An 11287-nucleotide genomic window follows, 5' to 3' on the forward strand; every position below is an offset into this window, starting at 1 on the left:
GGCCGGGGCGGGTGCGACGAAAGCGGGCAGCAGCCCGATCAGGACGGCCGCCGCGGGCCACAGCGGCAGCTCGGGCGCCGTCGGCGGGACGACACCGGGGTTCAGGGCCGCCGGATCCGCGGTCGCCGCGGCGATCATCAGGGCCGCGACCGCCACACCGGACGCCGACACCAGCCAGGCCCGCAGCTCCCACCGGTCCGGCCGATAGCGGGTGCGCAGCGAGCGCTTCCCGCCGAGCCACAGCCCCACGAGGGCCAGCGCGAGTCCGCCGAGCAGTACGGGAAGGCCGTAGCGCGCGCCTTCCGCGGCGAGCAGCCCGTACGTACCGGCGCACACACCGGCCAGACCGCCGAGCGTGCACACCGCGGTCATCCGCCGCACGGGCGCGGGCACGGCGGCGCTGCGCCCGTACCCGCGCGCGTCCATCGCCGCCGCGAGCGCGACCGACCGCTCCAGCGCGCCCTCCAGAACCGGAAGCCCGACCTGCGCCAGCCCCCGGATCCCGTTGTCCGCGCGCCCGCGCAGCCGCCGCGCCCGCCGCAGCCGCTGGAGATCCGACAGGAACTGCGGCGCGAACGTCATCGCCACGACCACCGCGACCCCGGCCTCGTACAGCGCACCCGGCAGCGACTTGAGCAGCCGGGCCGGGTTGGCGAGCGCGTTCGCGGCACCGATGCAGATCAGGAGCGTGGCCAGTTTCAGACCGTCGTACAGCGCGAAGAGCAGGCCCTCGGCGGTGACCTTGCCGCCGAGGCGGATGCCCTGCGCCCAGTCGGGCAGCGGGACTTCGGGCAGCCGGAACAGGACGGTCGAACCGGGGATCGGCGAGCCGAGGACCACCGCGAACACCAGCCGGATCGCGAGCACGAGCAGACCGAGCTTCACGAACGCCCCGTACGAACGGGCCCAGGGCGCATCCGTGCGCCGCGCCGCCACCACATAGCCCGCGACCCCGACCAGGAGGCCGAGGAGCAGCGGGTTGGTGGTGCGCGACGCGGCCGTGCCGAGGCCGAGCGCCCAGAGCCACCAGGCGCCCGGGTGCAGCGCGTTGGCGCGGGTGGCGACCGGGGCGGCCGGCAGCCGGCGCGCGGCGGTGCCGTACGAGCTCATGTCTCAGCCCCTGCGGCGGCGGGCCTGCCAGATCGCTGCCACGCCGAGCACGAGCACCGCGGCCACACCGGCGAGCAGTCCGACGGACGGGCCGCCGTCACCGTCGCCTTCGGAGGCCGCGGGCTTCTTGGCGGCGTCACCGGAATCCTGGGTGTCACCCGAGAGCTGCTCGCCGCAGCCGCTCTTCGGGTACCCGGCGATGGCGCAGAGCAGCGCGTTGCTGTCGTACCGCAGCGGCTTGGCGACCGCGGCGAGCGCGTCCGCCGAGGTGGCGTCCGCGTCGATCTGCGCGCAGGCGGTACGCGGCTTCGGCGGCGCCTCGCCGGACGGCGCGTCCTTGTCCGTACCGAAGTCGACGACGAGCGCGATCCGCTTCTGCCCGTCCTTCTTCTCCGTGCCCGCGCAGATCGCGTCGAACGAGGCGTCCTCGCGCGGCTTGGCGGCATCCGCGGAGTCCTCGCTCACGGCGAAGCGGAAGCCCTCCACATCGCCGTCCGAGGGCTTCGCGGTCGCGGGTCCCTGCGTGGCGTACGCCCAGGCACCCTTGTCGTTCTTGAACCAGAACGACCAGTAGCGGTACGCGTCCGCCTGCGCGGGAGCCGCGCACAGCACGGCGAGCACCGCCCCCACGAGGAGGGCGATGCCGCCGCGTCGGAGCTTGCTCACAGCTGGTTCTTCTTGCGGCCGCTGATCAGGAAGCCGATGCCGACGCTGGCGATGAAGAAGACGCCGATGATCCACCAGACGCTCATCGAGGAGCCCTCGTCGTCCTTCTTGTCGTCCTTCGCCGCGTCGGCGGACCCGCCCTTCTGCGGGGCGGGGCCCATGGCGTTCAGGGCGGCGACGAGGTCGGTGCCGCCGAAGTCCTTCGGGTCGGCGCCGGCCGCGTGGGCGGCGAAGATCAGCTGGGAGTACGCGGCGGGGGAGCCGGACTGCTTGGCCCAGGCGGCGCCGTTCTTCTCCAGGTACTCCAGGGGCTTCTCGGCCTGGTCGGTCAGACCGGCCGCCGAGAGCGCCACGACGGAGTCGGCGGTGTTGCCGTAGTCGGGCTGGTCCTCGGCGCCGGGCATGGAGGACTTCAGGAAGCCGTCCTTGGCGAGGGCGTCGGAGAGATAGCCGGCACCGACCAAGGCGGCGGCCTTGGCGTCGGCGGCCTTGGCGCACTTGGTGGGCTCGGTCTTGTCGGCGGCCTTCGCGACCAGGCCCTGCTCCAGGCCGCCGAGGACGCCGGCGGCGGTGGCGTCGGCGTTCGGGGCGAGCTTGCCGGTCTTCATGTCCGCGAGACCGAACGCGCCCTTGCCGCTGTCGCAGTCCATGGAGAGGGCGACCAGCGCGTCGGCCGGCGTCTTGCCCTTCTGGGACTTCACCTCGGCCGGGTTCTCGCCCGCCGCCTTGAGCGCGCCGATCACGAGGGAGGTCGAGTTGGCGTCGGACGGCAGACCCGGGTTGTAGCCCCAGCCGCCGTCCTGACTCTGCACGGACTTGAGCCACGTCACGGACTTCTTGACGTCCGCGTCATGGCCACCCAGCGCGGTGAGTGCCTGGATCGCGGAGGCGGTGGAGTTGGAGTCGACGACGGTCTTGGCGTCGCACGCCTTGGAGGGGTCCTCGCGGAACGCGGCGTACGAGCCGTTGTCGCAGGCCTGTCCGGTCAGCCAGTCCACGGCCTTGGCGGCGGGCTTCTCGCCGACGGTGTCCTGGGCGAGCAGGGCGTACGACTGGCGGAAGACGCCGTCGTACTTCGGGTCCGTCTTGCCGTACAGGCCCGAGGGCAGGTTCGCGGGAGGCTGCGTATCGGCGGTCGCTGCGGGGGCGGCGGCCATGCAGAGCACGGCGGTGGCTGCCAGCGCTGCGGCGCTTCGGCGGACGTTCATGATCGGACGGTGCCTCTCCTGCTGGGCCGGGCACGGGCCCGCGAAGGCACCGGGCTCCGGATCCGTATACCTCGACGGTCCCGGTCGCCGGCTGATCCGGCGACTGGAGCCACACACACCCCGCGGAGCATTCCGGCTCGCCGTCCTCTTGCGGGACGGCACACGGCTGCGGGTCAGCGCCGGGTTCGCACCGGCTTCCCTCCGTACAGGTGTGGTGATTGCGCCGCCCACTGTACCGGCCGGTCAGGAGAGCCTTACTGCGCGCTGCCCGGACAGGGCCTAGGCCCCGACCGCCACATACGTCAGCGGATCGCTGCCCTCCACCGCCTCCGCATGCCCCAGCTTCACCAGGCGGCGCAGATGGGCCTCGGCCTCGGAGACGGCGATGTTCTTGGAGCCGTAGGGGATCTGGTCCCAGGGGCGGTTCCACTCCATGCGGACCGCGAGGTCCCACGGGGTCAGGGGCTGGGCGAGCAGTCGGCGCAGGCCCGCGAGGCGTTCCTCGTGGTGGGCCAGCAGCTCCTGTACCCGGGCCGCGGAATCCGTGAAGGGGTACTGATGCGCCGGCAGAACCTCGGCGACCGCGAGGCGCTCGATCCGCTCGAGGGAGTCGAGGTAGTCGCCGAGCGGATCGGTGACCGCCTCCTCGGCCGGGTCCTCGTACAGGCCGATGTGCGGGGAGATCTCCGGGAGCAGATGGTCCCCGGAGAACAGCCGCCCGTTGCCCGCGAGACCGGACGGGTGCTCCTCCTCGAGATGCAGGCATACGTGGCCGGGCGTGTGCCCGGGCGTCCAGATCGCGCGCAGCCGGCGGCCCGCCAGATCGAGCAGCTCGCCCGGGGTGATGTCCCGGTCGGGGAGCGCCGAGTTGAGGCCGGGGACCGTCCGCATGCGCCCGGACTCGCGGGCCGCGTGCAGCGGGGCCAGATGTTCCGCCGGGGCGCCGGCGGTGGTCAGCTTGGCGGTGATGTAGTCCAGCCACTGGCCCGGCACCTGCGTGCGCGTGCGCCGTACGACATGGGTGTCGGCGGGGTGCATCGCGATCCACGCGCCCGACGCCGCACGCACCTGACCCGACAGGCCGTGGTGGTCGGGGTGGTGGTGGGTGATCACGACACCGTGGATGTCCTTGATGGCGATGCCGAGCGTCGCGAGACCGCCGACCAGCGTGTCCCAGGACTCGGGGTCGTCCCAGCCCGTGTCGATGAGGACCGGGCCGCGGTCGGTGTCGAGGAGGTGGACGAGGGTGTGGCCGAGCGGGTTGTCCGGGATCGGCACCTTGAGCGACCAGACGCCACCGCCGTGCTCGGTCACCTGCGTCATGGAGCGCCCTCGTCTCTGTCGCCGGGTGGGAGCGGATCGCTCCCGCCGGGTGCGGCCGTTCCGGCCCCGACCACTATAACTAGAACTAGTTTCAGTAGTAGCCCAAGTCATCTACTCCTGGACGTCAGTTGACGGGGTGTCCGACTGGGGCGGTCCTCTGAGGGGCGGACCCCGTCCCACCTCTGGAAACCTCTAACTAGAACTGGTATCAGTTCCGGGAAGCCAGAGTCTGAAAAGGTGTCAGGAACCGCCCCGCAGGAGGCTGCCGGTCATGACCGAGCTCGTGGAACACGGAAAGCTGTTCATCGGCGGGGAGTTGATCGATCCCGTCGGCAAGGACGTCATCGAGGTGATCTCCCCGCACACCGAGGAGGTCATCGGCCGGGTGCCGCACGCGGCCCAGGGCGATGTGGACCGTGCGGTCGCGGCCGCGCGCAGGGCCTTCGACCAGGGCCCCTGGCCCCGGATGAGCCTCGACGAACGCATCGAGGTCGTCACCAAGATCAAGGACGCCATTCTCGTACGCCATGAGGAGATAGCCCGCGTCATCTCCTCGGAGAACGGCACCCCCTACACCTCCAGCGTCATGGTGCAGTCGCTCGCCTCGATGATGGTCTGGGACGCGGCGATCACCACCGCACGCAACTTCACCTACGAGGAGCGCCGCGACGGCATCCTCGGCAAGCTGATCGTGCGCCGTGAACCGGTCGGGGTCGTGGCGGCCGTCGTGCCGTGGAACGTGCCGCAGTTCACCGCCGCCGCCAAGCTCGCGCCCGCGCTGCTCTCCGGCTGCTCGGCGATCCTCAAGGTCTCGCCCGAAACCCCGCTCGACGCCTACCTGTTGGCGGAGATCGCGACCGAGGCGGGGCTGCCCGAGGGCGTTCTGTCGATCATCCCGGCCGACCGCGAGGTCAGCGAGTACCTGGTCGGACACCCGGACGTCGACAAGGTCTCCTTCACCGGTTCGGTCGGCGCGGGCAAGCGCGTGATGGAGGTCTGCGCCCGCAACCTCACGCGCGTGACCCTGGAACTCGGCGGCAAGTCCGCGGCCGTCATCCTGCCGGACGCCGACGCGGAGACCGCGGTCAAGGGGATCGTGCCCTTCGCGTGGATGATCAACGGCCAGGCGTGTGTGGCCCAGACCCGCATCCTCGTGCCCAACTCCCGTTACGACGAGTTCGCCGAGGCCTTCGCCGCGGCCGCCGGCGCGCTGAAGGTCGGCGACCCGCTCGACCCGGCCACCGAGCTCGGCCCGCTGGTCGCCAAGCGCCAGCAGCAGCGGTCCCTCGACTACATCCGCATCGGGCAGGAGGAAGGCGCCAAGATCCTCACCGGCGGCGGGCGTCCGGCCGGCTTCGACAAGGGCTGGTACGTCGAGCCGACCCTCTTCGGCGGGGTCGACAACTCGATGCGCATCGCCCAGGAGGAGATCTTCGGCCCGGTCATATGCCTGCTGCCGTACGGCGACGAGGCCGAGGCGGTGAAGATCGCGAACGACTCGGACTACGGGCTGAGCGGCAGCGTCTGGACCGCCGACACCGAGCGGGGCATCGACATCGCGCGCCAGGTGCGCACGGGCACGTACAGCGTGAACACCTTCAGCCTCGACATGCTCGGCCCCTTCGGCGGCTACAAGAACTCCGGCCTGGGGCGTGAGTTCGGACCCGAGGGGTACGGCGAGTACTTCGAGCACAAGATGATCCACCTGCCGGCCGGATACGAGGGGTGAGTGCCTGATGGGAGACCGCTGGCACGTCGAGGTCGACCGGGGGGTCTGTATCGGGTCGGGGATGTGCGTCACCAGTGCGCCCGAGGGGTTCCGGCTCGATACGGCGCGCCAGTCGCACCCGCAGCAATCCGAAACGGACGCCAGTGAGGAGATCCTCGCGGCGGCCGAGGGCTGTCCGGTGGAGGCGATCACCCTGACCCTGCTCGGCTCGGGGGAGTCGGTGTACCCACCCGACGACTGATGTCGTATCCGCCCGAGGACTGACGGTCACGGCGCGGACGAGAAGGGGCCCTCATGCGGGGCCCCTTTTTCGTGCCCGGTGGTCACCCGTGCGTTCCGTGCCCGGTGGTTACTCGTGCGTTCGTCATGGTGCCGTCGTGACAAAGGCGACTTACCCCCGTACGGGACGGCGTGGAAATCTCGTTGCCACGCCGCAGGAGGGGGCTCGGGATGGACAAGAGGTACGAGGTGTTCTGCCTTGCGGACCGGTACTTCTACGAGACACCGGACCGGATCACCGCACGCGACGGCGCCGTCCCGCAGTACGAGGCGGCGCGCCGGCCCGCACCCGCCGGCTGGCGCCGCGAGAGGGCGGGGGACTGGCTGCACCTCGACCCGGGCACCCGCGACCGGCCGCGGCAGGGCTGGAAGATCCATGTCTCGGCCTGCCTCGACACCGCGGAGAAGACCGCGGCCGTGGTGTGGGACTACTGCGTGCCGCGCGGACTGCCGTTCAAGTTCGTGCCGGGGCCGCACGCCCTGCATCTGCGCAACTCCAAGTACGCGCAGCGCGGTTCGAGCGGCAAGTTCGTCACCGTCTACCCGAAGGACGAGACCGAACTCGCGAGCGTGTTACGGGACTTGGAGGAGCTCGTCGGCGGGCAGCCGGGCCCGTACGTCCTGACCGATCTGCGGTACGCGAACGGTCCGCTCTACGTCCGCTACGGCGCGTTCGTGCAACGGCACTGCGTCGGCGAGGACGGCCGCCTCGTGCCCGCGATCGAGAACCCCGAGGGCACCCTCGTACCCGATCGCAGAGATCCCGTGTTCCGGCTGCCCGAGTGGGTCGAGCTGCCCGCGTTCCTGCGGCCCCACCTCGACGCCCGCAACGCGGCGACCGTCACCGACCTGCCGTACGCGATAGAGAAGGCGCTGCACTTCTCCAACGGCGGTGGGGTGTACGCCGGTACGGACACCCGGACCGGAGAGAAGGTGGTCCTGAAGGAGGCGCGGCCGCACGCCGGTCTCGCCGCCGACGGGGCGGACGCCGTGTCCCGCCTGGGGAGGGAACGGGCCGCCCTCGAGCGGCTCGGCGGGCTCGGCGTCGCGCCCGGCCTGCGGGACTGGTTCCAGGTCGACGGGCACCGCTTCCTCGTCATGGACCATCTGCCGGGCACCACCCTCAACTCCTTCTTCGCGCGCCGCCATCCGCTGCTCGCCGTCGACCCCGACCCGCGGGCGGTCGCGGACTACACGCGGTGGGCGCTCGGCATCCTGCGCGAGGTGGAGCGGGCCGTCGACGCCGTGCACGGACGCGGGCTCGTCTTCAACGACCTGCACATGTTCAACATCATGGTCGGCGAGGACGAACACACCGTGAAACTCATGGACTTCGAGGCCGCCACCCCCGTCGAGGAGCACCGCGGGCAGGCCATCGCCCACCCCGGATTCCTCGCGCCCGCCGACCGCTGCGGCTTCGACGTCGACCACTACGCGCTGGCGTGCATGAAGATCGCGCTGTTCGTGCCGATGACGACGCTGCTCGCCGTGGACCGCGGCAAGGCCGCCCATCTGGCCCGGATCGCGTGCGCTCAATTCCCGGACTTGCCAAGGGAGTTCCTCGACGAGGCGGTACGGGTGATCGAGGGGCCGAGCACACCGCGCCGTATCCCCGAGGAGCCCGCCGCCGGCGACTGGCCGCGCAGCCGCGACGCGCTCGCGGCCGCGATCTCGGCCAGTGCCACGCCCGAGCGGGAGGACCGGCTGTACCCCGGCGATATCGCGCAGTTCGCCGACGGCGGCGGGCTCGGGCTCGCGCACGGCGCGGCCGGTGTCCTTTACGCGCTCGCCGAGACCGGCTGCCCCCGCCACGAAGAAGGCGAACAGTGGCTGCTCAGGCGCACCGCACCACCGCCCGAAGGCACACCGCTCGGCCTGTACGACGGCCTCGCGGGCGTCGCGTACGTGCTCGACCGGCTCGGCCACACCGAACGCGCCCTCGACCTCATCGGCCGTGTGCTCGGCGAGAACTGGCGCCGGCTCGCCCCCGATCTGCACGGCGGCCTCGCGGGCCTCGGCCTCGTACTCGACCGGCTCGCCGTCCACGAGCCGGACCTGCGCCAACTCGCCCTGGAAGCGGCCGACATCACGGCCGCGCGGCTGCCCGCCCAGCGCGCCGGACTGCTGCGCGGCTCCAGCGGCCCGGCACTTCTCTTCCTCAGGCTGTACGAGTCCACGCGGGACCCCGCGTTCCTCGACCGGGCCGCGGCGGCCCTGCGCGCGGACCTCGGCCGCTGTGTGACCGACGCGTCGGGTGCGCTCGTCGTCGACGAAGGTGTGCGCACGATGCCCTATCTCGGCGCGGGCAGCGTCGGGATCGCGGCCGTGCTCGACGACTACCTCGCGCACCGCGCCGACGAGGAGTTCGTCCGGGCGCGGGCGGCCATCGAGCCCGCGGCCCGGCTGCGCTACTACGCACAGCCCGGACTGTTCAACGGGCGGGCCGGCATGGTCTGGCACCTGGCCCGCACCGGGGCACCCGCCGCCGCGCTCGACGCGCAGACCGCCGGACTCGACTGGTACGCCATGGCGTACGAAGGCCATCGCGCCTTCCCCGGCGACCAGATGCTGCGCCTTTCCATGGACCTCGCGACCGGTACGGCCGGCTGTCTGCTCGCGCTGGGCGCGGCGCGGGGTGCGAGCCTGCCGTTCCTTCCCAACCGGCGCCACACGGCCGGGAGTTCACCATCGCCGTCCGGAGCGACGGCCCCACAGACGGCCCCGACCGGGGCCGAACGGGCCCGTGCGTGACACCAGCGCGTACGGGCCGAACGCCGCACCAACGTCCCTGACGGGTCCGCAACCGGCGGTCCCCGACACCTGGCACCGACACCTAGGAGAGACCATGGCCCTTCTCGACCTGCAGAGCATGGACGTCCCCGAGCCGCAGACCGACGGCGGCGGCGGTGGCGACCTCAGCAGCGCGAGCCTGCTCCTGTGCGACAAGCACAGCTCGCACAGCACCCTGCTCTGCCTGTGATACCTGCCGGTATCTGCATTCCCGCCGGTATCTGATTCCTGACGGGATCTGATCCCTGCCGTCTCCGATCCCTGTCGCTGAGCGCATCAGCGCATCAGCGCAGACCGGTGCCGCCCTGCGAGCCGGCATCGGATGGACCGGCACGGGATGTACCGGCCCCGGCCCGCCCGACGTGGCGGCGCCGGAAACGAACCGGCCCCGGGCGTCGTGTGACCCGTACGCCCGGGGCCACCTCAGCCACCCGTGGAGACCCGTACGCCGGGGCCACCCCAGCCGCCCGTGGAGGCTCGCCCGATGCCCCGACGTCCCTTTGGTGAGGCGCCGTTGAGGGACGGGCTGCGCCAAGGCGCCGGGCTCGCCGCGCTCGTCCTGCTGTGCACGCTGGCCGCCGCGGCGGCCACCCTCGCGCTGCCCGCCGCGCTCGGCCGCGCCTTCGACGCGGTGCTCTCCGGCGAGGACGCCACCGGGCCCGTGGTCGAATGCGGGCTGCTGCTCGGTGCCGCGGCCCTGTTCACCGCCCTGGACGCGCTGGCCACCGCCGCCCTGGGCGCCCGCACCACCGCCCGGCTGCGCACCCGCACCCTGCGCCACGTCCTGGCCGCCGGACCCCGCGCCGCCGAACGTCTCGGCCCCGGCGACCTGGTGGCCCGGCTCGTCGGCAACGCCGCGCAGGCCGGCGCCGCGCCCGCCACCGCGGTCGCGCTCGCCGCGGGGGCGCTGCTGCCGGCCGGCGCGCTGGTCGCGCTCGTGCTCACCGACTGGACCACCGCGGTGGCGTTCGCGGTCGGGATGCCGCTGCTCGCCCTGCTGCTCCGGCTGTTCGTACGGGCCTCCGGCGACAGCAGCGAGCGGTATCTGGCCGCGCAGGGGCTGATCGCCGGCCGGCTCGTCGAGGCGGTACGGGGCGCCCGTACGGTGGCCGCCGCGGGCACCCGGGACCGTGAAGCCGCCCGTATCCTCGGGCCGTTGCCCGAGCTGCGCCGCCAGGGTCTGCGGATGTGGCGGGTCCAGGGCCGCTCCACCGCGCAGGCCGCGACGCTGCTTCCGCTGCTCCAGCTCAGTGTGCTCGCCGTCGCCGGGCTCCGGGTCGCGGCCGGTGAGCTGAGCGTGGGCGGGCTGTTCGCGGCCTGGCGCTATGCGGTGCTCGCGACCGGGATCGGGGCGTTCGTGGGGCAGTTGAACGCGCTCGTGCGGGCCCGGCGGGCGGCGGACCGGCTCCAGGAGGTCCTCGACCTGCCGACGCCTCACCATGGACCTTCACAACTCCCTGCCGGAACGGGTCGGTTGGAGTTCAGGGGTGCCGTCGTGCGGCATGCCGGCCGCACTGTCCTGGACGTTCCGGTGCTCCGTCTGCCCGGTGGCTCGGTCACCGCCGTCGTGGGGCGCTCCGGCAGCGGCAAGTCCTCGCTCGCGGCGCTCGCCGGACGCCTCGAGGATCCGTCCGCGGGGAGTGTGCTGCTCGACGGTGTTCCGCTGCCCGAGCTCACCCACACCGCCCTGCGCACGGCGGTCACGCAGGCGTTCGCCCGTCCCGAACTGGTCGGGGCCACCGTGCACGACACGATCGCTCTTGGCGTGCGCGATCCTGGTGAGGCCCGGGTCGTGCAGGCCGCGCGCGAAGCCTGCGCGCACGGCTTCGTGCGCCGGCTGCCGGCGGGCTACGCCACGCCCTGTCCGTCGGCCCCGCTCTCCGGCGGCGAACGCCAACGCGTGGGCCTGGCCCGCGCGTTCACCCGTCCCGGCCGCCTCCTCATCCTCGACGACGCGCTCTCGGGTCTCGACTCGGCCACGGCGGCCCAGGTCGGCGAGGTCCTCTTCCACCCGTCCCCGTCCCACGCCCGCCTGGTGGTGGCCCACCGCCCGGAAACGGCCGCCCGCGCGGACCGGGTGGTGTGGCTGGAGGACGGCCGGGTGAGAGCGGTGGGCCCGCACGCCGAGCTGTGGCGGGATCCGGCGTACCGGGAGGTGTTCGGGGGTGGGGAGTAGGCGGTG

General features: G+C 72.5%; 9 protein-coding genes and 1 riboswitch. Of the genes, 5 read left to right on the forward strand and 4 right to left on the reverse strand.

Annotated elements, in window-relative coordinates; genetic code table 11:
• The 4 genes from G6045_RS34885 to G6045_RS34900 form a co-directional block, all read right to left on the reverse strand.
• Window positions 1-1110 (reverse strand): energy-coupling factor transporter transmembrane component T (locus tag G6045_RS34885; RefSeq protein ID WP_165336218.1); only part of this gene is annotated, 1110 nt, incomplete at its 3' end.
• Between the two features lie 3 nt (window positions 1111-1113).
• Entirely contained in the window at window positions 1114-1776 is a 663-nt protein-coding gene (locus tag G6045_RS34890) for an SCO2322 family protein (protein WP_165336219.1), read from the reverse strand.
• Complete coding sequence (locus tag G6045_RS34895) at window positions 1773-2984, reverse strand: prenyltransferase/squalene oxidase repeat-containing protein (protein ID WP_165336220.1); 1212 nt, start codon at window positions 2982-2984, stop codon at window positions 1773-1775. Before G6045_RS34895 ends, G6045_RS34890 begins: the two co-directional genes overlap by 4 nt.
• Window positions 2985-3111: 127 nt before the next feature.
• Window positions 3112-3183: riboswitch (cobalamin riboswitch) on the reverse strand.
• 80 nt (window positions 3184-3263) lie between these two features.
• A complete protein-coding gene (locus G6045_RS34900; protein ID WP_165336221.1) occupies window positions 3264-4307 on the reverse strand; it encodes an MBL fold metallo-hydrolase in 1044 nt (347 codons plus the stop codon).
• A gap of 271 nt (window positions 4308-4578) precedes the next feature.
• Here G6045_RS34900 and G6045_RS34905 point away from each other — a divergent pair, with 271 nt between their 5' ends.
• The 5 genes from G6045_RS34905 to G6045_RS34925 all read left to right on the forward strand — a co-directional run bounded on the left by G6045_RS34905 (window position 4579) and on the right by G6045_RS34925 (window position 11281).
• Window positions 4579-6036: an aldehyde dehydrogenase gene (locus tag G6045_RS34905; protein WP_165336222.1), complete on the forward strand. Its 1458-nt coding sequence runs from the start codon at window positions 4579-4581 to the stop codon at window positions 6034-6036.
• Between the two features lie 7 nt (window positions 6037-6043).
• The gene (locus G6045_RS34910) at window positions 6044-6277 is read left to right on the forward strand and encodes a ferredoxin (RefSeq protein ID WP_165336223.1); all 234 of its coding nucleotides are present in this window, start codon (window positions 6044-6046) and stop codon (window positions 6275-6277) included.
• A 209-nt stretch (window positions 6278-6486) separates the two neighbouring features.
• Complete coding sequence (gene lanKC / locus G6045_RS34915) at window positions 6487-9066, forward strand: class III lanthionine synthetase LanKC (RefSeq protein ID WP_165336224.1); 2580 nt, start codon at window positions 6487-6489, stop codon at window positions 9064-9066.
• Between the two features lie 94 nt (window positions 9067-9160).
• Window positions 9161-9295: a SapB/AmfS family lanthipeptide gene (locus G6045_RS34920; protein WP_165336225.1), complete on the forward strand. Its 135-nt coding sequence runs from the start codon at window positions 9161-9163 to the stop codon at window positions 9293-9295.
• A 294-nt stretch (window positions 9296-9589) separates the two neighbouring features.
• Window positions 9590-11281 carry an ABC transporter transmembrane domain-containing protein gene (locus tag G6045_RS34925; protein WP_165336226.1) on the forward strand — a complete coding sequence of 564 codons (1692 nt, stop codon included), beginning with the start codon at window positions 9590-9592 and terminating at the stop codon, window positions 11279-11281.
• Window positions 11282-11287 lie beyond the last annotated feature (6 nt).

Source organism: Streptomyces mesophilus (assembly GCF_011044995.1).
GTDB classification, from domain to species: domain Bacteria; phylum Actinomycetota; class Actinomycetes; order Streptomycetales; family Streptomycetaceae; genus Streptomyces; species Streptomyces mesophilus.